Origin of the sequence: Sinorhizobium sp. CCBAU 05631, from assembly GCF_002288505.1 — a bacterium.
Taxonomy (GTDB): Bacteria; Pseudomonadota; Alphaproteobacteria; order Rhizobiales; family Rhizobiaceae; genus Sinorhizobium; species Sinorhizobium fredii_C.
This window is the reverse complement of record NZ_CP023065.1, coordinates 416,632-439,397: the sequence shown is the minus strand read 5'-3', so window position 1 is coordinate 439,397 and position 22,766 is coordinate 416,632. Positions and strand designations below refer to the sequence as shown.

The 22,766-nt window shown below is 59.7% G+C and carries 18 protein-coding genes and 3 pseudogenes; 9 read left to right on the top strand and 12 right to left on the bottom strand.

Features of this window, described 5'->3' with window-relative positions:
* Positions 1 to 125 precede the first annotated feature (125 nt).
* The 6 genes and pseudogenes from SS05631_RS28770 to SS05631_RS28735 all read left to right on the top strand — a co-directional run bounded on the left by SS05631_RS28770 (position 126) and on the right by SS05631_RS28735 (position 7,562).
* Positions 126 to 1,249: pseudogene (locus SS05631_RS28770) on the top strand (IS630 family transposase).
* Between the two features lie 95 nt (positions 1,250 to 1,344).
* Positions 1,345 to 2,291, top strand: a protein-coding gene (locus tag SS05631_RS28765) for an IS630 family transposase (RefSeq protein ID WP_086022825.1) whose coding sequence is annotated in 2 segments (ribosomal slippage) — positions 1,345 to 1,684 and positions 1,684 to 2,291 — 948 coding nt in all. Because the reading frame shifts where the segments join, the coding sequence is not laid out codon by codon here.
* 601 nt (positions 2,292 to 2,892) lie between these two features.
* Positions 2,893 to 3,762 carry a tyrosine-type recombinase/integrase gene (locus SS05631_RS28750; protein WP_095678135.1) on the top strand — a complete coding sequence of 290 codons (870 nt, stop codon included), beginning with the start codon at positions 2,893 to 2,895 and terminating at the stop codon, positions 3,760 to 3,762.
* 9 nt (positions 3,763 to 3,771) lie between these two features.
* Positions 3,772 to 4,803 (top strand): annotated as a pseudogene (locus SS05631_RS28745) (IS91 family transposase); the annotation flags it as partial.
* Between the two features lie 544 nt (positions 4,804 to 5,347).
* Positions 5,348 to 6,292: pseudogene (locus SS05631_RS28740) on the top strand (IS630 family transposase).
* A gap of 82 nt (positions 6,293 to 6,374) precedes the next feature.
* Positions 6,375 to 7,562 carry an IS701 family transposase gene (locus SS05631_RS28735; RefSeq protein WP_037427008.1) on the top strand — a complete coding sequence of 396 codons (1,188 nt, stop codon included), beginning with the start codon at positions 6,375 to 6,377 and terminating at the stop codon, positions 7,560 to 7,562.
* A gap of 580 nt (positions 7,563 to 8,142) precedes the next feature.
* On the opposite strand, the gene SS05631_RS31205 is transcribed toward SS05631_RS28735, so the two are convergent.
* From SS05631_RS31205 to SS05631_RS28670, 12 genes are all read right to left on the bottom strand, one after another.
* Entirely contained in the window at positions 8,143 to 8,319 is a 177-nt protein-coding gene (locus SS05631_RS31205; RefSeq protein ID WP_157213225.1) for a hypothetical protein, read from the bottom strand.
* Between the two features lie 299 nt (positions 8,320 to 8,618).
* Positions 8,619 to 8,849 carry a putative nitrogen fixation protein NifT gene (gene nifT, locus SS05631_RS28725; protein ID WP_037427011.1) on the bottom strand — a complete coding sequence of 77 codons (231 nt, stop codon included), beginning with the start codon at positions 8,847 to 8,849 and terminating at the stop codon, positions 8,619 to 8,621.
* Positions 8,846 to 9,172 (bottom strand): nitrogen fixation protein NifZ, encoded by a 327-nt coding sequence (locus SS05631_RS28720; RefSeq protein ID WP_037427035.1) that lies wholly within the window; start codon positions 9,170 to 9,172, stop codon positions 8,846 to 8,848. Before SS05631_RS28720 ends, nifT begins: the two co-directional genes overlap by 4 nt.
* Before the next feature lie 75 nt (positions 9,173 to 9,247).
* A complete protein-coding gene (locus SS05631_RS28715) occupies positions 9,248 to 9,442 on the bottom strand; it encodes a 4Fe-4S binding protein (protein ID WP_083854342.1) in 195 nt (64 codons plus the stop codon).
* Positions 9,443 to 9,480: 38 nt separating this feature from the next.
* Positions 9,481 to 10,962, bottom strand: a complete 1,482-nt coding sequence (nifB, locus tag SS05631_RS28710; RefSeq protein WP_037427012.1) for a nitrogenase cofactor biosynthesis protein NifB — start codon at positions 10,960 to 10,962, stop codon at positions 9,481 to 9,483.
* 215 nt (positions 10,963 to 11,177) lie between these two features.
* Positions 11,178 to 12,845: a nif-specific transcriptional activator NifA gene (gene nifA, locus SS05631_RS28705; RefSeq protein WP_050988423.1), complete on the bottom strand. Its 1,668-nt coding sequence runs from the start codon at positions 12,843 to 12,845 to the stop codon at positions 11,178 to 11,180.
* A gap of 166 nt (positions 12,846 to 13,011) precedes the next feature.
* Positions 13,012 to 13,305 carry a ferredoxin family protein gene (locus tag SS05631_RS28700; protein WP_083854344.1) on the bottom strand — a complete coding sequence of 98 codons (294 nt, stop codon included), beginning with the start codon at positions 13,303 to 13,305 and terminating at the stop codon, positions 13,012 to 13,014.
* Positions 13,306 to 13,319: 14 nt separating this feature from the next.
* Positions 13,320 to 14,627 (bottom strand): NAD(P)-binding protein, encoded by a 1,308-nt coding sequence (locus SS05631_RS28695; RefSeq protein ID WP_037427014.1) that lies wholly within the window; start codon positions 14,625 to 14,627, stop codon positions 13,320 to 13,322.
* Between the two features lie 10 nt (positions 14,628 to 14,637).
* Positions 14,638 to 15,747, bottom strand: coding sequence for an electron transfer flavoprotein subunit alpha/FixB family protein (locus SS05631_RS28690; RefSeq protein WP_037427017.1), 1,110 nt, complete (start codon positions 15,745 to 15,747; stop codon positions 14,638 to 14,640).
* A gap of 9 nt (positions 15,748 to 15,756) precedes the next feature.
* Positions 15,757 to 16,614, bottom strand: a complete 858-nt coding sequence (locus SS05631_RS28685) for an electron transfer flavoprotein subunit beta/FixA family protein (protein ID WP_034859514.1) — start codon at positions 16,612 to 16,614, stop codon at positions 15,757 to 15,759.
* Between the two features lie 449 nt (positions 16,615 to 17,063).
* Positions 17,064 to 17,384 carry an iron-sulfur cluster assembly accessory protein gene (locus SS05631_RS28675; RefSeq protein WP_037427021.1) on the bottom strand — a complete coding sequence of 107 codons (321 nt, stop codon included), beginning with the start codon at positions 17,382 to 17,384 and terminating at the stop codon, positions 17,064 to 17,066.
* A gap of 672 nt (positions 17,385 to 18,056) precedes the next feature.
* Complete coding sequence (locus SS05631_RS28670) at positions 18,057 to 18,623, bottom strand: peroxiredoxin (RefSeq protein ID WP_037427023.1); 567 nt, start codon at positions 18,621 to 18,623, stop codon at positions 18,057 to 18,059.
* Positions 18,624 to 19,194: 571 nt separating this feature from the next.
* Between SS05631_RS28670 and SS05631_RS28665 the strand changes: the two genes are divergently transcribed.
* The 3 genes from SS05631_RS28665 (at position 19,195) to SS05631_RS28655 (ending at position 22,700) form a co-directional block, all read left to right on the top strand.
* Complete coding sequence (locus SS05631_RS28665; protein WP_083854345.1) at positions 19,195 to 19,914, top strand: nitrogen fixation protein NifQ; 720 nt, start codon at positions 19,195 to 19,197, stop codon at positions 19,912 to 19,914.
* A gap of 75 nt (positions 19,915 to 19,989) precedes the next feature.
* On the top strand, positions 19,990 to 21,459 hold the full coding sequence (locus SS05631_RS28660; RefSeq protein ID WP_193378224.1) for a dicarboxylate/amino acid:cation symporter: 1,470 nt from the start codon (positions 19,990 to 19,992) through the stop codon (positions 21,457 to 21,459).
* 20 nt (positions 21,460 to 21,479) lie between these two features.
* Complete coding sequence (locus SS05631_RS28655; protein WP_162109193.1) at positions 21,480 to 22,700, top strand: cytochrome P450; 1,221 nt, start codon at positions 21,480 to 21,482, stop codon at positions 22,698 to 22,700.
* Positions 22,701 to 22,766: the final 66 nt, after the last annotated feature.

Sequence of the window (22,766 nt, the reverse complement as noted above, 5' to 3'; positions counted from 1 at the left end):
CGAACGACAGGCCGATAACTTTCATAATCTTTTTCGGCGGCGCCCTTGCGAAACGGCAGCCGATGCTAGTGTCCTGATCGATAAATTTGTGCGATCAGTTTCCTTGTTTGCCAAGGGGATGATCGATGGGCAAAGCGGCGGTTGCGATTGTCTTGACGGCTGAGGAGCGCGGTGATCTGGAGACATTGGTTCGCCGCCGCGGCACGGCGCAGGGCCTGGCGGCGGCGGGCGCAGATCGTGCTGCTGGCCGCGGACGGCGTCGAGAACAAGGAGATTGCCGTGCGGCTTGGCACGATGCCGAACACGGTGGCCAAATGGCGACGGCGCTTCGCCGAGCAGCGGCTCGACGGGCTTTACGACGAGCCGCGTCCCGGCGCGCCGCGCCAGATCGGCGATGAAGAGATCGCCGAGACGATCCGGTTGACGCTGGAGACGACGCCGCCGGACGCCACCCACTGGAGCCTGCGCTCGATGGCACGGGCGGTCGGACATGCGCCCTCGACGATCCATCGCATCTGGACGGCCTTCGGCCTGCAGCCGCATCGCGCCGAGAGTTTCAAGCTTTCTTCGGATGCGCTGTTCGTCGAGAAGGTGCGCGACATTGTCGGCCTCTATCTCAACCCGCCCGAGCGGGCGCTGGTGCTTTGCGTCGATGAGAAGAGCCAGATCCAGGCACTCGATCGCAGCCAGCCGGTGTTGCCGATGCGGCCCGGCCAGATCGAGCGGCGCAGCCACGATTACGTGCGGCATGGGACGCTGTCGCTCTTCGCCGCGCTCGATGCCGCCACCGGCAAGATCATCGGTCGCTGCTTCAAGCGTCACCGCGCGCAGGAATTCCTGAAGTTCCTGCGCGAAATCGAAGCCAACGTGCCGCGCGACCTCGATATCCACATCGTCATGGACAACTACGCCACCCACAAGACCAGCGCCATCCGCAACTTCTTTGTCAAGCGGCCCCGCTGGCACATTCATTTCACCGCCGACGGCGGCGTCATGGCTCAACCAGGTCGAACGCTTCTTTGCCAACCTGACCGAAAAGCAGATCCGGCGCGGCGTGCACCGCTCCACCGGCGAATTGGAAGCGGCAATCACCGCCTACATCGACGCCGTTAACGCCGACCCCAAACCCTTCCGGTGGACCAAGTCGGCCGACGATATCCTCGCCACGATCAAACGCTTCTGCCTGGCAACGCTGCAAATCGCCGATGTGCAAAACAAATCGGCAGAAACTTCTGAATCAGGACACTAGCTAGAGCGGGATGACTTTAGGCGGAATCGGCATGGGATTCCCTTTTGTGAGCAAATCAGATTCACCATTCAGGCCGGTGCGGGAGGCCGGGCTGAATGGCGAGACCTTTTTCGGATGACCTTAGGGACCGTGTTGTTGGTGCAGTGACGCGCGACGGGCTGTCGTGCCGGGAGGCGGCAAGGCGCTTTGGCATTGGCATCAGCACGGCGATCGATTGGGTACGGCGCTGGCGTGAGACGGGCAGCGCCGCGCCTGGCCAGATGGGCGGGCACAAGCCGCGGGCGATCGCCGGTGAGCATCGCGCCTGGTTGATCGAGCGCTGCCGGGGGCAGGCATTCACCTTGCGCGGGCTGGTCGCGGAATTGGCGGAGCGGGGCCTGAAAGTCGACTACCGCTCCGTCTGGATCTTCGTGCATGAGGAAGGGCTGAGTTATAAAAAAAGACGTTGGTCGCCAGCGAGCGCGACCGGCCCGATGTCGCCGCCCGACGCAGCCGCTGGCTGAAGCATCGCCATCGCATCGATCCGGCCCGCCTCGTCTTCATTGACGAGACCTGGACGAAGACGAACATGGCACCGCTGAGAGGCTGGGCGCCGCGCGGCGAACGGCTGTTCGGCCAGGCTCCGTTCGGCCACTGGAACACCATGACGGTCATCGCCGCCCTGCGCGTTGATCGCGTCAGCGCCCCATGGGTCATCGACGGGCCGATCAACGCGACAAGCTTCCTTGTCTATGTCGAAAAGGTGCTGGCGCCGGAGCTGAAACCCGGCGACATCGTCGTGATGGACAATCTCGGCTCGCACAAGGCCGCGGCGATCCGCACCGCCATCCGCAAGGCCGGCGCGCGGCTGTTCTTCCTGCCGCAATACTCCCCCGATCTCAATCCGATCGAAAAGCTCTTCGCCAAGATCAAGCACCGGCTACGCGAGGCGCAGGCCAGAAGCCGCAACGCCATCCATGACGCGCTCGCAACCATCCTCCAGACCGTATCGCCGAAAGAGTGCCTGAATTACTTCAAAGAAGCTGGATATGAACGGATCTAAAATCATCCCGCTCTAGCCCCGATGACGACCTGCGCCGCGGCGCGTGCGGTAGTCGGCAGTTCAAATTGCGTCAATCCCACGACATGCATGATGGCACTTACCGACATGGGACCGAGCAGATAGCCTGCTGGCAGGCGCAGCAATAACCCGACAGCCAACCCGAGCAAAACAGCCAAGGAGAACCACAGGACGTCGTTGGCGCGCACGCTTGCGAGCGGAGCGGCTCCGGCGCAACTCCAGTGAGACTCCGAATCAGGAACGGCAAGCAAAGTGCCACCAAGATGATCCGGGCGGCTTGGATGAGCGCGATCATCTTCTCATCGCCGCCACTTTCCAGGCCGAGTGTCACCATGTCGACGAGACCTCCAGGCATTGCCGAGAAGTAAGCGGTGGGGTGGTCGAATCCGGCCACACGCCCGAAATAGATGTAGACCAGTGCACCTCAGCCGCGATGAACACCGCTCGAGCGGGATGACTTTAGACGGAATCGGAATTGGGATTGAACTAACCCGCTGACGCGGGAGAGGTCGGGTTTGGAGGCGCGGTCTCCTGATGGGATGTTGGGGTGTTGAGAACCAACCCCTGACCAGGAGACCGACCGATGACCGACGCTCCGGCAGCGGTGAACCCGCTGCGCCGCCGCATGATCGACGACATGACGCTCCGCAACCTGTCGCCGGCCACGCAACGATCCTACCTGCATGCCGTGACAAAGTTCAGCCGTTATTTCGGCCGCTCGCCGGATCGGTTGGGGCTGGAGGATGTGCGCGCTTTCCAGGTTTACCTGGTGTCGCAGGGCATCTCCTGGCCGGCGCTCAACCAGACGGTTTGCGCCTTGCGGTTCTTTTACGGCGTGACGCTGGACCGGGCCGAGATCCCCGAGCGGATTGCCTATGCGCGCACGCCGCGCAAGCTGCCGGCGATCTTGAGCGCCGACGAGGTCGTGCGGTTTCTCGAAGCGGTACCGTCCTTGAAGGCGCGCACGGCGCTGACGACCGCCTATGCCGCGGGACTGCGTGCCTCGGAGACGGTAAGCCTGAAGGTCGCCGACATCGACAGCCAGCGCATGGTGATCCAGGTCCGTCACGGCAAGGGCGCCAAGGATCGCACGGTGATGCTTTCGCCGCAGCTGCTTGGTATCCTGCGCACCTATTGGCGGCTGGCACGCCCGAGGAACTGGCTGTTTCCCGGACGGGGCGACAAGCCGATCGATGTGCAGGTGCTTTACGCCGCCTGCCGTTCGGCGACCAAGGCGGCGGGATTGACCAAGCGGGTCAGCGTGCACACGCTGCGGCACAGCTTTGCCACCCATCTGCTCGAGAGCGGCGTCGATATCCGCATCATCCAGGTGCTGCTCGGGCACACCCACCTGTCGACGACGGCGCGCTACACGCAGGTGGCGACAACGACGATCGCCCGGACCGAGAGCCCGCTCGATCGGCTGCGCCTCGAGGTCGTGCCGCCGGTCTGAGATCGCGCCATGCGGCCGGCGCTGGAGGTGGCGGACATCTTCCGCCGCCATGGCCCCGCCTATCGTCGTACCCATGACGGTCATCTCGGCCGGGGGAGCGCCGCGTCATGGCGGCGATCGAGCTGTGCCGGACGGCAGCGCTCGGCGGCCATGTCGAGGCCTGCGACGACTGCGCCTTGAGCCGCATCGCCTATAATTCCTGCCGCAACCGCCATTGCCCCAAATGCCAGGGTGCCACGCGCGATCGCTGGCTTACCGACCGTCAGGTCGATCTGTTGCCGGTGCCGTACTTCCATGTGGTATTCACCGTGCCGGCCGAGATTGCCGCGATCGCCTATCAGAACAAGCGGCAGCTCTATACGATGCTGTTCGAGGCGGCCGCCGAGACGCTCAAGACCATTGCCGCCGATCCCCGGCATCTCGGCGGCGAACTCGGCTTCCTGGCGATCCTCCACACCTGGGGGCAGACGCTGACCCATCACCCGCATCTCCACTGCCTCGTCCCCGGCGGCGTGCTGGCCGCCGATGGCCGACGCTGGATCGCCTGTCGCCGCCGCCGTTTCTTCCTGCCGGTCCGGGTGCTCTCCCGGCTGTTCCGCCGCCTGTTCCTCGAGCGCTTGCTGGCGGCGCAGACGGCCGGAGGCCTGCGTTTCTTCGGCGCCCTCGCGCCGCTTGGCGACGGCAATGCGATGGCCCGGGCGCTGCGTCCGCTGCGCAAGAAGCGCTGGGTCGTCTACGCCAAGCCGCCGTTCGGATCGCCCGAACGGGTGCTCGCCTATCTCGGCCGCTACACCCACCGCGTTGCCATCGCCAACAGCCGCCTCGTCAGCGCCGACGACACCGGCGTGACCTTCCGCTGGCGCGACTACCGCCACGGCAACGCACCGCTCGATGACGCTGGCGCCGCACGAGTTCATCCGCCGTTTCCTGCTCCACTGCCTGCCCGACGGCTTCCACCGCATCCGCCACTACGGCTTCCTCGCCAACGGCATCCGCCGCGCCCGCCTCGCCGTCATCAGGCGACTGCTGGCCGATGCCCCGCCGCAACGCCGCCGGGCCGAAGGCAGTCAGTCCGGGCACCAGCGCGCCCGCTTCGACCGTCTGTCCCTGCTGCGGCGGCATCCTGCGCATCATCGTCCGGCTGCCGCGGGCGCGACCATGGCCCGACACGTCATGAGTGCACGCCGCCGCGCCCATGGTCCCGACAGCCTTGCCGCACCGACCTGGGCCGGTGCGACAGGGGCCTGTATCCCCTGCGTCATCCCGCTGCGGTTCCGGCTCTGCCGAAGCCGCGCTCAAGACCCCGGTGGCCCCACAAACACCAGCACTGGACGCCGCCACACCGAGCCATTGCCCCCGCCGCAGCGGCGCGCGCCATCACTACCGGCGCGCCACGATCAAACGCCGCAGCACTAAATCCATAGCGCCGTGCCAGCGTCAGCGGGCCAGTTCAATCCGGCTTCAATGAGGTCGCGCCCCGCCTCAGTTCGCCAGCCAATCCCCGCGCGACCTCACAGAACCCTCCCGATTCCTTTTGTGAGCAAATCAGATTCACCCTATGGGCCGGTGCAGGAGGCCGGCCTGCATGGCGAGACCTTTTTCAGATGACCTTCGGGACCGTGTTGTCGATACGGTGATGCGCGAGGGGCTGTCCTGCCGGGCGGCGGCGAAGCGCTTCGGCATCGGCATCAGCACGGCGATCGATTGGGTGCGGCGCTTCCGTGAGACGGGCAGCGCAGCCCCCGGCCAGATGGGCGGGCACAAGCCGCGGGCGATCGCTGGTGAGCATCGGGTCTGGCTGATCGAGCGCTGCCGTGCGCAGGCGTTCACCCTGCGCGGGCTGGTCGCGGAACTGGCGGAGCGGGGCCTGAAGGTCGACTATCGCTCCGTCTGGAGCTTCGTGCATGACGAAGGGCTGAGTTATAAAAAAAGACGTTGGTCGCCAGCGAACGCGACCGCCCCGATGTCGCTGCCAGACGCGGCCGCTGGCTGAACCATCGCCATCGCATCGATCCGGCCCGCCTCGTCTTCATCGACGAGACCTGGACGAAGACAAACATGGCACCGCTTCGAGGCTGGGCGCCGCGCGGCGAGCGGCTGTTCGGCCAGGCTCCCTTCGGCCACTGGAACACCATGACGTTCATTGCCGCTCTGCGCCTTGATCGCGTCAGCGCCCCCTGGGTCATCGACGGGCCGATCAACGCGACGAGCTTTCTTGTCTATGTCGAAAAGGTGCTGGTACCGGAACTCACGCCCGGAGACATCGTCGTGATGGACAATCTCGGCTCCCAAGGCCAAGGCAATACGGGCGGCCATCCGCAAGGCCGGCGCCCGGTTGTTCTTCCTGCCGCAATATTCCCCCGATCTCAACCCGATCGAAAAGCTCTTCGCCAAGATCAAGCACGCGCTACGCAACGCCCAGGCCAGAAGCCGAAACACCCTTCACGACGCCCTCGCGACAATCCTCCAAACCGTCTCGCCCAAGGAATGCCGAAACTACTTCAAGGAAGCCGGATATGAGCGGACCTAAAATCATCCCGCTCTAGTACTACAGTTGTAATTGATGGCAAATCATGATTCTCTTCAAGGGGTTTTCTTGGTGAGGATGCGGCATGTCTGTTTCGGAATGGTCGGGCTCTGGGATTTCGTGGGAAGGGGAGTTGTCGGCGCTGAAGGCGCGTCTTGGCGTCGTGTTCCGCCGTTCCGAAGCGCGGGAGAGCTGCGGGGCGTTCATCGACGGGCTTTTATCGGGGATTGAGCGCAAGACCGGCTGGCTTCTGGCCGAGCAGGCCGGCTTTGGGCGTCCGTGGCGGATCCAGGCCCTGCTGGGGCGTTCGCAATGGGATGCGGAGCGCTTGCGTGACATCGTTTGCGACTACGCCATTGAGGCGCTCGGCGAGCGATCGGGTGTGCTGGTGGTGGACGAAACCGGCTTTTTGAAGAAAGGCACCCATTCGGTCGGGGTGGCGCGGCAATATTCGGGCACCGCCGGCCGGATCGAGAACTGCCAGATCGGCGTATTCATCGCCTATGCCAGCCGCTTTGGCCAAGCGCTGATCGACCGACGGCTCTATCTGCCGGAAGCCTGGGGGAAAGACCCGGCGCGGCGCAAGGCGGCCGGCATTCCACAGGAGACGGAATTTTTGACGAAGCCGGCGATGGCACGCGGCATGTTGGCGGAAGCGCTTGATCGGGGCGTGCCGTGCGCCTGGGTTCTGGCCGATGCGGTCTATGGCGGGGATTACCAGACGCGCCGTATGCTCGAGGAGCGCCGACAGCCTTATGTGCTTGCGGTGCGCTCCAACCATACTTTGCGAATGCTGACCGATCAGGGGCTGCTGCAGACGGATCCGAAAGAGATGGCCGAGGAACTGCCTGCCGCGGCCTGGGCTGCTTGTCCGGCCGGCGAAGGCGCCAAGGGATTGCGTCTCTACGACTGGGCACGGATTGCTCTGCCTTATGTCGTTGACGAAGGCTATGCCCGCTATCTCCTCATCCGCAAAAGCCGCACGGATCCGCGCGCCCTCAGCTATTATCTGGTCTTTGCCCCCGCCGAGGCCACGCTTGCGGAATTGGCCGGGGCAGCCGGATTGCGCTGGACGATCGAAGAATGCTTCCAGCGCGCCAAGGACGATCTCGGCCTTGACCATTGCGAAGCTCGCTCCTGGCTCGGCTGGCATCGCCACATGACGCTCGTCATGGCGGCCGCCGCCTTCCTGGCCAAGCTCGGCGCCGATCTACGCCGTTCGGCCTGCGGCAAACCGAACGAAACGAGTCCAAATCCGCCAATAGCTGCCTGACGCGCAAAGTCAGGCTCATTCCCACCGTTGCCGAAATCCGCACCCTCATCACTCGGCTGATCATGCGAAAGCCCGCAAAACGTGCTTTCATTCTCGCCTGGTCACTCTGGCGACGAAAGCATCAGGCTCACGCTATGCTCGCCCACTACAGAAAACGAGGGCATTTGCAACTGTAGTACTAGACCACCGAGCGACAACAGACATAAATCCGCATGCTCGAAAATTGCAGGCGACAACGTTCCGAGCATTGCACCAATAGCAGCGGTCATTGGCGGTCGAGCGAAGGGGGCATCGCCAGCGGCAACCTGAACAGCGCACCCCAAGCCTGTGGCAATCATTACGCCGTTGCGCCAAGCGAGCGGCATATCGAAATGCCACATCACCAAGCCGCCAAGCGCTCCCAGCAGCGAGAGTCACAGCAAGCTCGGAAACTGGCGCACCCTTCTTAAGCATCGTCGGCCCTAGGTCGTCACAGGCTCGGATTGTCTGACGTTTGGTGCGCAATCAAAGTGCGCTTCAATTGCATTGCCAAGCGGCTTGACGAAGCCGATACTTGCGGTCGCCCGTCGTCGAGGAACCATCACGCTATCTTCGCAATTACTGTTATGCAGGCTGATTGGAACGCCAAGGCCGAAGAGGTGATGCCCTTGATCATGCTGCTCGAGCCTTCGCGCGTGCCAAGTGACGCCGTCAGCGCGCCGCGATCCTTAAATTTCAGTTCCCCAGTGAGCAGGATACCTTCCTTTGCAGCAGTCATGGTGGGCCCCTTCGTTAGCGGGCTTGAGCGCCGTGCAGGCTCCCGCGGAACCGACTGCGACGACGAGATCTTTAGGTGGCCCTTCGACCGACAGGCGCACTGCGGCCGGTCGTTAGCTGGCGAACCGCAAACCGGCGGCGAAGGGGAACGGATGCTCCAGGGCAAGATGGCAACAAGGCGCCAAGCAGGTCGGACGCAACAGTGCTGTTGGCGGCATTCGAGGGCACAGGTTCACACGCCGGGTCAAGCCACGTTCGGCGGGCTGTTGCGAACGACTAGACCCGAAGTCAGTATTGTATTCATGATGTTTCTCTTTGCGCTGCATCATTCACCAACTTCTTAGCTTCGACGGTGACGGGTAACTGGGTGTCCTTCGCAAGATCGGGCAGTAAGAGCCTCCAGCCGTTCCTGAGCACCACAAAGCCGCCCCATAGGCCGTCATTCTCAGTCTGGACGATCGGCTCTTCGAGATCTTTCTTGGGAACATAGGCGGATAAGCCATTGCCAGTTCTGCGGATTGTTACTTTCATCTGGCTTTTCCTTCGTTGACACCAGTGGCGCATTCAGTACTTTTCCGGGTTGAGGCCTCCTCGAGGCTCCTCAGTTCACGCGCACGCATTCCAACGACGTTGCCGCGATCAATCCATTCGACGGCATAGATGTAAAACTGCTGGAGAAAGGTCCCGACATCGCGCACAAATCCCGCGTCGCCTTTCCTGACTAGGCCTTCTCCGATTTCCTTCCCGGGATACGTGCCGTCGTTTTTGATGTGGCGTGTGGCACAGACCCTCTCACCCGGCATAAATCGCGGGGGCTTGTGGATTTCAATCGCCTCTTCGCGTCTAAGACCCATCTCCATTCCTTTCATCGTTGGAGTTACAAGGGAAAACCAGGTCCTGCTGCGCACGAAGCCTGCTTCGAACCGGACTTAAGCCGGCACGCAGGTGTTCGGCATCGGACATACAGAGGCGCATTGCTGCAGCTCAAAAACTCCCTCGCATTCGGTGCATTTCTTAGGATCAATCACGTACTTGTCGCCCTTTAACTCGATGGCGTTGGAGGGACATTCGAATTCGCAGGCGCCGCACTGCGTGCACTGGGATGCGATGATTTTGAGAGCCATTATTCAACTCCTGGTTAGGTCTCGATCGACAGGCCAGCTCAAGCCGTTGCCTGCGATGGGGCGATACCATACTCTGTCGCGTAAAGAGCGCTGATCGCCTCCTCGATGTAGTCATAGCCATAGGCGTCCACGGGCCGAATGCCCGCTTCCAAGAGCTGATTCTTGGGGCAATCTCCGATCCTTGCGCACAGCACGATGTCTATGCCGTCGAGTGCAGTGATGATGTCAACGAGGGCCGCGTCCTCGCCCCAGCCGCCATGACAATACGGCTCGACCTTACGGTGCCCCACGAATTTGATCCCGCTTTGTGAGGTTTCGTAAACCTGGAACTCCTTCGCATGGCCGAAGTGTTCGTTGATGCGTCCGCCGCCCTTCGTCGCGACAGCCACTTGAAGCGAGCCACCAATGTTTACGGATGCGACCGTTGCGATCGCCTTCTCCTTAGCCGCTAAATGGTCATCGCGTATGCGTGCGACCACCTCCCGGTAGGCGTGACGCTTAGCACCGTCGTAGCTAGGTTCGAGCGGAATCTGGTCGAGCGTGAACTCCTGGCCACGGTCAGTGCCAAGAAGGCCAACTGCATCGGCACGGCACTGTCGACAGTGACGCATCAGCTTGGCACCGCCTTCGAGACGATCCTGAAGCGCCTTCAGTTCGAGCGCGTTTGGGCCGCGCTGTCCGGTCAGGCCAAACGAGGTGCCGTGTGCCGGGTCGGAAATCAGCGGCATGACATTGTGCAGAAACGCGCCGCGCTCCGTGACCCGTTTGTTGACTTCGATCAGGTGCTCGTCATTAACGCCCGGGATCATCACCGAATTGATCTTCGTGAGGATGCCGCGTTCGGTCAGCATCTCAAGTCCCAACATCTGCTGCTCATGCAGGATCTTCGCAGCATCCGTGCCGGTGTAGCGGCGATGACCATAAAAGATCCACGGGTAGATCTTCTCGCCGACTGCGGGGTCGACCATGTTGATGGTGATTGTGACGTGGCTGACGTTCATTTCCGCCAAGTCGTCGACATGCTCCGGAAGGGCAAGTCCATTCGTGGAAATGCACAGCTTGATGTCGGGGATCTCCCGAGCGACGCGTTCGAAAGTCGCCCTTGTCTTGTTCCAGTCGTAACAAGCATCGCCCGGACCTGCGATGCCAAGAACGGAAAGCTGAGGCACTTCGTTGGCGACCGCAATCACCTTGTGTAGCGCCTGGTCCGGTGTCAGCTTTTCCGACACGACGCCAGGCCGACTTTCATTGGTGCAATCATATTTGCGATTGCAGTAATTGCATTGGATATTACATGCTGGCGCGACTGCGACGTGCATACGAGCGAAATAGTGGTGCGCTTCCTCTGAAAAACAAGGGTGATCCTTGATCTTCTCCCAGGTAGCCGAATCCGTGTCGGTTGGTCTTGAGGACGAGCCGCAGGAGGAGGATGCGCAGCCACCGGATGTCACGGTTGTCAGCAACTGCTCAGAGGATGTCGTGTTGGTCAGGCTTTCAAGCGAAATTATCGGTGCATTCATCAAACGGCTCCACTGGAGTAAGGTCGTCGTCCTAAAAGCAAACGCTGTGCCAAAGAAATAAAATACATCGATTCAATGACTTGTGGTTTAGTGTTCAATTTAGGCCAATTGTTTCGAGGCAGTTTTGTCGAAGTCGCGACAAAACTGCCGAACTGAACCAATAGACCCGCGTGCCAGAGGGTCGGCCACGCCCACCGGAAGTGGGCTCACCGACTTTAGATTTTTTTCACCTGTATACGATGCCGGCGTAAAGCATAGCCGACTTGCCTGGGTGTGAGGCCGAGGATCCGAGCTGCCTTCGCCTGAACCCAGCCGGCCTTCTCCATCGCGCTGATTAGCAGCTCGCGGTCCGATAGATGTGGTGCCACGGCTAAGCCGTGGCCGTTGGGGTAACCGAGCCCAACCGGCGATTCGACCGGCAAACTTTTACTCATCGTCAACCCATTGAGCGAACGGGTGCCAAGCGGTCTTTCAGCGCATTTCCCGAGCATTGAAGAAAAGCACTGGTCATTCTGGCAGGAGAAATCTGATGGAACAATCGTCGCCGAACGTGCGAGAGTGGCGGTCCTGCGGACGCAGTTTTCAAGCTCTCGGACGTTGCCGGGAAATTTACATCTCGACAGGATCTCGAGTGCCGCAGGCGTGAATTCGAGATTGCGATTGTTTTCCCTGTTGAACCGGTCGAGGAAAACCTTCGCAAGGCGTGGAATGTCTCCATTTCGCTCCCTGAGAGGCGGCAAAAAGAGAGGCACTACATTGATGCGATAATAAAGGTCAGCCCGGAACTCCCCCTCGGCCACCGCCGTCTCCAGGTCCTTGTTGGTGGCGCATATGAGTCGGACGTCCACCTTGAGCGTTTTTGTGCCGCCAACTCGCTCAAGTTCTCCTTCCTGCAAGACGCGCAACAGTTTCGCTTGAAAGGCCGGCGAGATCTCGCCAATCTCGTCGAGCAGCAGCGTCCCGCCATCCGCCAGTTCGAAACGGCCTGCGCGCTGAGAGATGGCCCCCGTAAAGGCGCCCTTTTCATGCCCAAACAGTTCCGATTCCAGGACGCCTGCAGACAGTGCCGCGCAATTCAACTTCACGAACGGCTTTTTTCCGCGAGGTGAAAGCTCGTGGATTGCCTTTGCGAAGAATTCCTTGCCTGTGCCGCTTTCGCCCCTGAGGAGCACCGCAGAGTTGGTTTGTGCAACGACTTTGACGCTTTCAACCACTTGCCTGAGTGCGGGGCTTTCCCCGACAATCCAGTCGATTCTCGTAGGCCGTTGTCGGGTTGGTTCAGGCAGTTCCTTGTCGCCTGCACCAATCTTGCGATCGCCCTCCTCGCCGATCGGTCGACTATCGCGGCTCTCGTGGCCATCCAGCCGAACCGCTCGTGCCGCAAGGTTGGCGACCATCGACAGGAAACGCACCTCTTCCTCAAATTGTGTTCTGGTGGCTGCGCCATCCTTGGCGCGGTCGATCCATAATGTTCCAAGCGTTTCTTGATCGGCCTTCATCGGGACACCAATAAAGGTGACTTGGCCAGTGCCGCTCACGATACTCTGAAGCTCATCCTGGAACAGTTCCGACTTGCAAGTGTCCGGTACGACCAGCGGCGCACCTTTTGCGACGATTCTATCTATTGCAGCCTTCGCAGCAATGTGGCGCGCGCCTGATGATGGAGGCTCAACCCCGAACGTCGCAGTTGTCTCGGGCTCTCCTTCAGCGCCCACAACGACGATTGCGCCGCGCCGCATTGGCAAAAGTGCGGGGAGGGTGTTAATCACATTGGCAAGCTTGATCTCGAGGCTGGCTGAAGTGATCAAGACCTTCGATATTCGATAGAGACCGCTGCACCCCAAGTCCCGTTTGTGCATGGTTTTAGGGGATAATTCAGTCATATACTCATCGAGCCAATTCTTACGAGGAAACACCCTGAGCGTGGTACGAACGGCTCTTGGCTCCCTACGAGAAAATGCCGCCTTGCTGACATTATCAAGTGCTTGCGCTTGCACCTGTGAGCGCCCGTCAACGTACCCATCTTATTAGACAAAAGTGAGATGCAAGTCATCCGAATTTAAAGAGCACGCCGTATCCACCTCGCGGATAGCTCCAATCAATGTCACCGCTCTCTTCGCACAGTACTCTACATGTCCCGCATTCCATGCATCCATCCGCAGTAACCTCTACTTGGCCGTCTTCATTTACCTCGTAGCATTTCGCTGGGCAAACAACGGTCAGCGCAAGCAGGTTTGGGCTCGGAGACTGATGCTGCCGCACCTTGATGTGCGGCCGCCCCGCGTCCACCAGGTAACGGTTTTGGTAAAGCTTGTCTTCAATGCGAACAACTGAAGCTGTCATCTCAATGCTCCCCTTTAGCGCCAGGCCAGTGCCAAGCGGACTGCGTCGCTGACCAGTCCCCATCGCGAACGCGCTTTAATAAGAGCGGCCGTGGTCGCTCTTTCCTTCTCGATCTTGGGTGTGCCGTCGACGCGCACGAAGTTTTGCGCCGCCTGCGACATCAACTGCGGATAAGTCGTGAAGAAATTGCGTGAATTTGTGTGGAGCAGGGCGGGCATGTCTTTGTACTTTCTAAGATCTTTCAGAACAAAAGACTTGTCCAGCATGGCCTTGTAAAGTGAGAGATTGTCACTCGTCATCGGGTGTTTTCGGCTCTTGATTGCGGCGATCGCCTCGCCGGCGATGCGGCCCGACGTCATGGCGAGGTTCGAGCCCTCGCGGTGCACGGCGTTGTTGAGCTGCGCCGCGTCGCCGACCACGACCCAGCCATCTCCAAAGAGCTGCGGAATTGCCTTGAATCCGCCCTCCGGAATGAGGTGCGCCGCATATTCCTTAATCTCCGAGCCCGCAAGTAGCGGCCGGATTGATGGGTGGTTCTTGAATGCGTCAAGTAGCGCGTAAGGACTTTCCAAGGTCGCTGCGAAATGGGAGACAAGGCAGCCGATGCCAAGCGAGATTGATTCCTTGTTGGTGTAGAGGAATCCCAAGCCGGCCATTCCGCGCGAGATTGTTCCTGCCGCCTCAATCACACAGCCCTGATCGCCGGTAAGGCCGAAGCGTTCATTGATGACCTCTTCCGGTAGGAAATGCATTTCCTTGACAGCGAGTGCCACGGCTTCGGGTTTCGGCACCTTGCGAAATCGTGCTCTCGTGCCGAGGAGGCCGTTTACGCCTTCAGCGAGCACGACCACGTCCGCATGGATGACCCCGCCCGCTCGATCGGTATGGACGCCTATCACCTTGCCGGCAGCATCGAGAGCGAGTTCCGTCACCGTCGTCTCGCACAAAACTATCGCGCCCGCCGCTCGGACTTTCCGCGAAAACCACTTGTCGAACTGGGCGCGAATGATCGTGTAACGGTTTGGCGCCGGCTCATTGAAGTCGTCCGACCGGTAGTGCATTCCGGTGTGTGACGTGTCGTCCGTTACCCAGAATCGCTGCTCGACCAGATGCCGCTCAAGAGGTGCATCATCCCGGAAATCGGGAATGATTGTCTCCAGCATGCTGGCGTACAAGATGGCGCCTTGGACGTTCTTGGAGCCCGGATACTCTCCGCGCTCCAACTGCAACACTTTTAGACCGCGACTTGCCATGGTGTATGCAGCCGCGTTTCCAGACATACCGGCACCGACGACGATGGCGTCGAATCTTTCCTCGGTCATAGGTTTTACCTCAGTTCACAAGTCTCAGACGGTTGGCCAGCGCCAACCGTCTGGTGAAAGCTTCCGTCAACGCTGGCAGAAAGCTGACAGCATCGGTGACAACACCGACATGGGCGAAATCGAAGATGGGCGCGTGTGGATCGGTGTTGATAGCCACAATCAGGTCAGCTCCCTCGACACCGACGCGGTGCTGGACCGCGCCTGATATTCCAGCCGCTATATAGAGCTTCGGGCGGATCGTTTTGCCAGTTTGGCCGATCTGCCGATCAGCTGGCATCCAGCCCTTTTGGACGAGCGGCCTGGAACAGCCGTAGTCACCGCCGATCGTCCGCGCGAGGTCTTTGATAAGCAGCAGGTTCTCTGCATTGCTGAGGCCCAGCCCGCCGGCAACCACCACATCCGCATAGGCGAGATTGGCGTTCCCCGATCGGTCGTCGGAAAGGAAACCGACGACCTTCGTGACGATCTCTTCCTCCAACATCCGCCAATCGTGCCGGATTACCCGCCCGATCGGCTTGTTTGACCGCTGTGGCATGCGCATGACCCTTGGCCGCACCGTTGCCATTTGGGGCCGGCAATTGAGCGTATAAATCGTGCAAAGCAACGAGCCACCGAACGTGGGCCGGGTAGCTGCAAGCGAACCGTCCTCGTCGACATCAAGTCCGGTGCAGTCGGCTGTGAGCCCCGTCAGCAGTGTGGTCGCCACGGAACCGGCGAGGTCGCGACCCAGCGTCGTCGCACCGAGAAGCAGAATCTCAGGCTTATGGGTAATGACCAGATCTGTCAGTGCTTTGGTGAAAGACTCGTTTCTATAATCCGTGAGCAGCGGCTCCTCGACGAGATACACCAGATCCGCACCATAGGCGAAGGCCTCAGCAGCGGCGTGCAAGGTAGAATCCCCCGGAGGCCCGAGAATAATACCTGCGAGCTGAACCCCCAGTTGGTCGGCAAGTCTGCGGCCTTCGCCGAGAAGTTCGAACGAGACCGGGTGGACATGGCCGCGTTCCAGCTCCATGAAAACCCAGACGTGCCGGTAGTCTCTGAATTGCTCAGGCAGGTCCTTTTTCATGCTGGCACGGGCTTGGGCCGGTGGTGGTGCTTTTCTTTTTCGAGTTCCCATAATCTGCTCCTATCTGCTCACGCTACGAGTGGAGGAGAGCTCGTGCTCCAGTGCCGGCTGATGGGCGAAGATTGAAGTGACCAGTTCGTTAGCTACGTCCTGCACTGCCTTCTCGACGGTGTCGATCTGCACCGCTTTTTGCTCGCGCGGGGTAGGGGCAAAGACCCGCTTGACGACCGTCGGCGAACCGCGCAGCCCGCATTTTGTGATGTCTTCAATGCCAGCCTCCACCGCATTCCACTTGACGATTTCGCTGCGTGCGGCCCGCAAGGCATCATCAAGTGAGCCGCGGCGAATGGCATTCGATCCTTCCAGCATGGTGATCAGGCAAGGCAATTCGCTCTTCAGGACGTGCGTGCCGCCTTCCGAGCGACGCTCGACCGTAATCGCGCGCGTGCGGAGATCAATGGAAGTGACCTTTGCGACATAGGTCAACTGCACGAGGTCGAGGCGCTTGGCTATTCCGGGGCCGACCTGGGCGGTATCGCCGTCGATCGTCTGCTTGCCTGTGAAGACGATATCAGGCGATCCAAAGCTATTGCCAATCTTCGCGATTGCCTGAGAAAGAGCAAATGAAGTCGCCAGCGTGTCGGAGCCGGCAAAGTGCCGGTCGGTCAGGAGTATCGCGCGGTCTGCGCCATAAGTGAGCGCCTTGCGTAAAGATTCTTCGGCCATGGGGGGGCCCATGGTGAGCACCGTGACCTCGCCGCCATGGTGATCACGCACTTGGAGTGCCTGTTCGAGGGCAAACAGGTCGTAAGGGTTGATGATAGTCGGCACGCCTTGGCGCATGATCGTGTTCGTCACCGGATGGACGCGTATCTGCGCTGAATCCGGGACTTGCTTGATACAGACTACGATGTGCATGAGGTCTCTTTAGCTCCGATCGCATGTAAGATGACGTCTTTCGCCTCCCTTCCCAAGCACCAACCATGCCAACCAACTGTGGTCCAAGAAGCCCATGAAATCTAAGGAGCTTTTTCGGCTTACAGGACAGCGGCCTGCGTGATAGCGTTGTCGGCTTCATGACATCGAATCGTCGCAACCGCTCCGTACTTGTCGTTTCCCGATGATTTTAGGCCGAGTCCCACTGACAAATGTGCGCTTAGGCGCACTGCTTTGGTCCGCTTGCGCTCCTCTAGCATCCTAAAGATCCGACGTGAAAACGGCGAAGTGGTTGCAAACTCCCGCTTTATGTAAAGTGCCCCGAATCTCTTCGGCCAATGGAACTTGTGCGCGGAAAGCGACAGCATGAAGTGTCTTGCTGATCCTTCTCGTGGATGACCTAGCATTCTCGTACCCCTCTGTTTCTGCGATCAGCCGAAAGACTTCCCGCAGGCGCAGTTCTCTCGCGCGTTGGGGTTATCAAAGATGAATCCGGGGGAATCGACACCCGTGGTGAAGTCCACAGTCATGCCGCTGACATGAGGTTGAGAAGCTGAGTCTACGTACACCTTGACCCCGCCCGCCTCAATGACAGCGTCGCCGTCGCGCGACTCGCTGTCCAAGCCCAGGTGGTATTTAAAACCCGAGCAGCCGCCCGCTTCCACTTTGATGCGTAGCCCATCCGCCGGCTCGCAAGTCTGTGAAAGCGCGAACTTTATTGCGGCAATCGCACTGTCGGTGAGCGTTATCATGGGTTCGTTTCTCCTGGTTTCGAGTCGCCTGCGAACGATGCACCTAGTGTGCCAACCAGAAACCATCATGAAAACAACGCGTTGTTAAAACACGGCCATGTCGTTTGTACGACACAGTCGTAGTTACGACATTTGGGTGTTAAACCGAGTTCGTGTGAGGCTCTCCGCGACGCGCCGAGCATCGACGTTTATCCTCGGCAGGGCTGCTGAGATTCCGGCGCGGAGATTGGATGCCCGGTCGATTGAAGGAAACTAAACCCTCAGCGGGAATGTGCCGTACCCTCCCGTGCCGCAGCATGAACTGCTCCGGCGCAATTCCTTCATGTCGGGTGTACATAGGCCAAAATGCTCCTCTTGCGAACGCGAGTTTGAACGACATCAATTGTGATGACAGACTTGCTCATGGGAACTCGCCTTTAACTTCGGTTCCGTGCCCGAAAAGCGGCATAGCAGGAAGCAGTATCTCGGTGAAATCGATTATCTCGATGGCACGCATTAGCTCAATGGATCGAGGGATCGTCCGCGAGCAAACCGGCAAGTCACCTTGAGCGGCGATTTTCCTGCTGCGCGGGGTTCATGAAATTGCGCTGGGGGCTGCTCAGTGGGTAGCTGCGGCGCTCACTGTCAGCACTGGCTCCGCAACATCAGACTGGATAGCTCACATGGCAAAAATCAAAATTTAATCGGGACACGACCGAGACGTGCGGTATCGAAAGTCCTCAGCGTTTCAAGAATGTTCTGCGGAGAAGATGCCCAATAAGGATCGGACTCGCAGTTGTCCGAGAAACCTTCTTCTTCGAACCATTGCTCCACCACGCCATCATTGACCACGGCAGCGTAGCGCCACGAGCGCATTCCGAAGCCGAGATTGTCCTTTGCAACCAGCATGCCCATCTTGCGAGTGAATTCGCCCGAACCATCCGGGATAAGCCTGACCTTCTCTAAGCCCAACGCCTTGCCCCATGCGTTCATGACGAAGGCGTCATTAACTGACAGGCAGTAGACCGCTTCGATTCCTACCTTCCGGAATTCTTCGTAAAGTCTCTCAAAGTCAGGCAATTGATGAGTTGAGCAGGTCGGGGTGAACGCACCGGGAAGCGAAAACAGAACGACGCGCTTGCCACTGAAGTAATCCTCGGTTGTTCTGACTTCCCATCGGTATGGGTTTGGCCCTCCTATTGTCTCGTCGCGAACACGCGTGCGAAAGGCAACGAAAGGGATTCTTTTTTTCACAGGCATTGAGCATCGCTCCTTCGAAAAAAGAACTGAGCATTCGCCGCCTCTGGACCCTCTGGCGAAGCACCGTTACTTGAATAATCAGCTCGTCGGCCAACGAACAGACAGCAAGCGGCGTGCCACTTTAGATCCAAGCTCAAACAGCACTGCTTCGGTACGGGCATGGCAATCTTGTGCGCGGACTGGCGTAAACTGGACGCGCGCACACCTTCTCGTGGCTCAACCTGTCTGCAACAAGCTGCGGCGGCCGCGCGTATCAACGCGCCGCCTGCAAAGTTCATTTTAACAGGAACTTGCCGAATCGACCGTTCCGCGTTTCCGGTTAAGAAACTCGACCGCTGCTCTTGTCAGAGAACCGACATCATGTCGCCTTTGTCGTCCTTCCGACACGGGCCGCATTTCCCCCTGCTTCCTACAGACCTTCGTTTAGCCTTTGAATGGAACGCACGAACTTAACCCTTCGGCTCAGCAGACTGGATTGGCACGAATTTTGAAACGGCCCCGGGGGGCACAATTGCCGTGCAGGCATCACTGGGCGCCCTCGTGTGGGACGAAGGCAGGGAAGGATGGGAACATGTCAAATCTAGCTCAGGTGCGCGCTTTGTCGAAAGGGAGAGTAACACTCGGAATCAGAATGACCGATCGGCCCGGTTGGCGACAGTTATCCGAATTGCTGGACCTCGGACCCTGGCCGCCTACGGACCTCGAAATGGATTTCGACCAGTACGTACTTGCATGTGTCCTTTCGCGTGCACTCGAGGAAATCGATGCCGGCGAGGCAACGGCAACAGAGGCAACTGGTCTTTCGCAAGTAGAGCTGCGGGACATCCTGAACCGCAGTTTTCCCGCCCCAACTATTCATGTTTTTCGCTTGGAAGAGGTAAGAGATCCGGAGCCCGGCCCCGAGGAGGAACTTCTGCGCGGTCTGCTGCTCGCGCATGCTCGAGCGGGCGATTCGGCGAGCGTGCTTTTCGCCAAAATCATAGCCCGGCGTGCCTTGCGCCACAACCATCTCTGGAGGGAGCTTGGTCTTTTTGATCGAGTCGAACTCAGCCGATTGCTCGCCAGCCATTTCCCAACGCTTGCAGCCGGCAATACCCAAAACATGCGGTGGAAGAAGTACTTTTATCGCAAGCTGTGTGAGGCCGAGGGCTATTCGCTGTGCACGGCGCCTTCTTGCCAGCAATGCAAGGAATTGGAGAGCTGCTTTGGCCCTGAGGAAGGCGACAGTGCTTCACCGGTCGGGAAAGATGGCGGAGACGCTGAGCTTAAGTGCCGCCTAGGCCGGCTATAGACGGCTGGGAGGCCTTTTCGTCATCACTGCATGCGCGGATTACGAGTGCGCATGCACCAAGTGGAGGAAATCATCTTGATCGTAGAAAACTTCGCGGAGGTCCGCCGCAAGACACCCCTTTATAGACATCTCTACGTCCAGGTTCTGGCGGCGATCGCCGCGGGCATCCTGCTCGGGTATTTCTATCCGGATGTCGGCTCCAAGATGAAGCCGCTCGGCGACGCCTTCATCATGCTCGTCAAGATGATCATCGCGCCGGTGATTTTTCTGACGGTCGCGACCGGCATTGCCGGCATGACCGATCTCGCCAAGGTCGGCCGTGTCGCCGGCAAGGCGATGATCTACTTCCTGGCCTTTTCCACCCTCGCGCTCATTCTCGGTCTCATCGTCGCGAATATCGTCCAGCCGGGAGATGGCATGCATATCGATCCGGCCTCGCTCGATATGAAGGTGATCACGAGCTATGCCGAGAAGGCACATGAGCAGTCGGTCACCAGCTTTCTCATGAACATCATCCCGACGACGCTGGTCGGTGCTTTCGCCGAGGGCAACATCCTCCAGGTACTGTTCACCTCGGTCCTCTTCGGCATTTCGCTCGCGATGGTCGGCAAGAAGGCCGAGGCCGTCGTCGATTTCCTGCACGCGCTGACGTTGCCGATCTTCCGGCTGGTGGCGATCCTGATGAAGGCCGCCCCGATCGGCGCCTTCGGTGCTATGGCGTTCACCATCGGCAAGTACGGCGTGGCATCCATTGCCAATCTCGCGATGCTGATCGGCACCTTCTATCTCACCTCGTTCCTGTTCGTCTTCATGGTGCTCGGCGCGGTCGCACGCTACAACGGCTTCTCGATCGTCGCGCTCATCCGCTACATCAAGGAAGAACTGCTGCTCGTGCTCGGGACGTCCTCCTCGGAAGCAGCGCTGCCGGGGCTGATGAGCAAGATGGAGAAGGCAGGCTGCAAGCGCTCGGTTGTCGGCCTAGTCATTCCGACCGGCTACTCATTCAACCTCGACGGCACCAACATCTACATGACGCTCGCGGCGCTCTTCATCGCCCAGGCGACCGATACGCCGCTCTCCTACGGCGATCAGATCCTGCTGCTCCTCATCGCCATGCTGAGTTCGAAGGGGGCAGCTGGCATTACCGGCGCTGGCTTCATCACGCTTGCCGCAACCCTCTCCGCGGTTCCCTCCGTGCCGGTCGCCGGCATGGCGCTGATCCTCGGCATCGACCGCTTCATGTCCGAGTGCCGGGCGCTCACCAACATAATCGGCAATGCGGTCGCAACGATTGTGGTGGCGAAGTGGGAAGGCGAGCTTGCCCCGGCGCAGCTTGCAACCACCCTTGCAGGCAAGGCGCCGGTCGAGACCATGTCGGGTTTGTCAAGTCAGCGGAGTGACACTGTTGAACTCGGACAAAAAGTGCTGTTTGGTGCAACCAACCCCGCAGATCGTGCTCTTGCCGGTCGCCCAGGGGGGCGCGATTCCCGTCGAATTGCTCCCGATCATTCCGCTCAGGTCTTCGGCGGTCCGCTAAGCTTATGAGTGACTTAAGGAGAAAGCGAGTGAAGACCAACCCCATCCCGGATCATGTTCCGCCCGCACTGGTGCGGGACTTCAGTCTTTTCACGTCGCCTGGCATGGCGCCGACGCCTAACGGGGATCCGCACGCCGCCGTGGCTTGCGTTCATGATGATGGCCCGCCGATCTTTTACTCTCCTTCCAACACGCGCGATGGACGAGGTACCTGGGTCATAACACGGGCGAGAGACCAGCGCCGGGTCCTTGAGGATACAGAGACCTTTTCCAGCCATCGCAGCATCTTCGCCTCGGCACTTGGCGAAAACTGGCCGGTCATCCCCCTCGAATTGGACCCCCCGGCCCATGGAGTGTTTCGTGCACTGCTAAACCCTCTGTTCTCATCCAGGCGGGTGTTGGCGCTGGAGCCGACTATCCATGCCAGAGCAGGCGCGCTGATCGACTGCATTGCGAAAGAGAAGACCAGCTGTGACGTGATGAAGGATTTCGCCTTGCCCTTTACGGTCAGCGTTTTCCTCAGCTTTCTGGGACTTTCCCAGAGGCGATCCGAAGTACTTGTCGGCTGGGTAAGCGATTTGCTCCACGGCAATGCAGAAAAGCGAACGGCAGCAGCCCGCTCGGTCGTGGCCTTTATTGACGAAATGGCAGCGATGCGCCGCAAGTCGCCAGCCGTCGATTTCATGACCTTCGCCCTGCAGGCGAAAATCGAGGGCCGCTCTTTAACAGAAGAGGAAGTCCGCGGCATCGGTGTGCTTTTCTTGGTCGCGGGGCTCGACACGGTTGCCGCCGCCATTGGCTTTGACATGGCCTATCTTGCACGCAATCCAAAGCACCAGGAGTTGTTGCGAAACGAACCGGATCGGCTCGGGCTCGCCGCTGAGGAACTGCTGCGCGCCTATTCAACCGTTCAGATAATCCGCGTGGCCACGAAGGACACCGAGTTCGAAGGCGTGCCTATCCGTGAGGGTGATTATGTTTCCTGTCCCGCGATGATTGCTAATCGAGATCCGTCTGAATTTAAGTGCCCCAACACTATCGATCTGGCACGACAGGATAATCAGCACACCGCCTTTGGCTATGGACCACACCTTTGCCACGGAGCGCATCTCGCACGGCGAGAAATCGTCATTGGCCTACGTGAATGGTTAGCGCGCATCCCAGCTTTCCGCATCAAGGAAGGTACGGCGCCGATAACTCATGGCGGCCATGTATTCGGGATCAGTAATATCATCCTAACTTGGGCCTGATTGGACGGGCGAGGCGGTAGCAATGAAGCGCCGATCGCTCCCAAGTCTTCATCGCTTACCGCATCT

Excerpts from the sequence above, each read along its gene's own strand:
- SS05631_RS31205 (WP_157213225.1), bottom strand. The coding sequence starts at position 8,319 with ATGACTGCTGCAAAGGAAGGTATCCTGCTCACTGGGGAACTGAAATTT.
- nifA (WP_050988423.1), bottom strand. The coding sequence starts at position 12,845 with ATGACTGAATTATCCCCTAAAACCATGCACAAACGGGACTTGGGGTGC.
- SS05631_RS28690 (WP_037427017.1), bottom strand. The coding sequence starts at position 15,747 with ATGGGAACTCGAAAAAGAAAAGCACCACCACCGGCCCAAGCCCGTGCC.
- SS05631_RS28715 (WP_083854342.1), bottom strand. The coding sequence starts at position 9,442 with ATGGCTCTCAAAATCATCGCATCCCAGTGCACGCAGTGCGGCGCCTGC.
- nifB (WP_037427012.1), bottom strand. The coding sequence starts at position 10,962 with ATGAATGCACCGATAATTTCGCTTGAAAGCCTGACCAACACGACATCC.
- SS05631_RS28670 (WP_037427023.1), bottom strand. The coding sequence starts at position 18,623 with ATGCCTGTGAAAAAAAGAATCCCTTTCGTTGCCTTTCGCACGCGTGTT.
- SS05631_RS28700 (WP_083854344.1), bottom strand. The coding sequence starts at position 13,305 with ATGACAGCTTCAGTTGTTCGCATTGAAGACAAGCTTTACCAAAACCGT.
- SS05631_RS28665 (WP_083854345.1), top strand. The coding sequence starts at position 19,195 with ATGTCAAATCTAGCTCAGGTGCGCGCTTTGTCGAAAGGGAGAGTAACA.
- nifT (WP_037427011.1), bottom strand. The coding sequence starts at position 8,849 with ATGAAAGTAACAATCCGCAGAACTGGCAATGGCTTATCCGCCTATGTT.
- SS05631_RS28675 (WP_037427021.1), bottom strand. The coding sequence starts at position 17,384 with ATGATAACGCTCACCGACAGTGCGATTGCCGCAATAAAGTTCGCGCTT.
- SS05631_RS28720 (WP_037427035.1), bottom strand. The coding sequence starts at position 9,172 with ATGGGTCTTAGACGCGAAGAGGCGATTGAAATCCACAAGCCCCCGCGA.
- SS05631_RS28735 (WP_037427008.1), top strand. The coding sequence starts at position 6,375 with ATGTCTGTTTCGGAATGGTCGGGCTCTGGGATTTCGTGGGAAGGGGAG.
- SS05631_RS28695 (WP_037427014.1), bottom strand. The coding sequence starts at position 14,627 with ATGACCGAGGAAAGATTCGACGCCATCGTCGTCGGTGCCGGTATGTCT.
- SS05631_RS28685 (WP_034859514.1), bottom strand. The coding sequence starts at position 16,614 with ATGCACATCGTAGTCTGTATCAAGCAAGTCCCGGATTCAGCGCAGATA.
- SS05631_RS28750 (WP_095678135.1), top strand. The coding sequence starts at position 2,893 with ATGACCGACGCTCCGGCAGCGGTGAACCCGCTGCGCCGCCGCATGATC.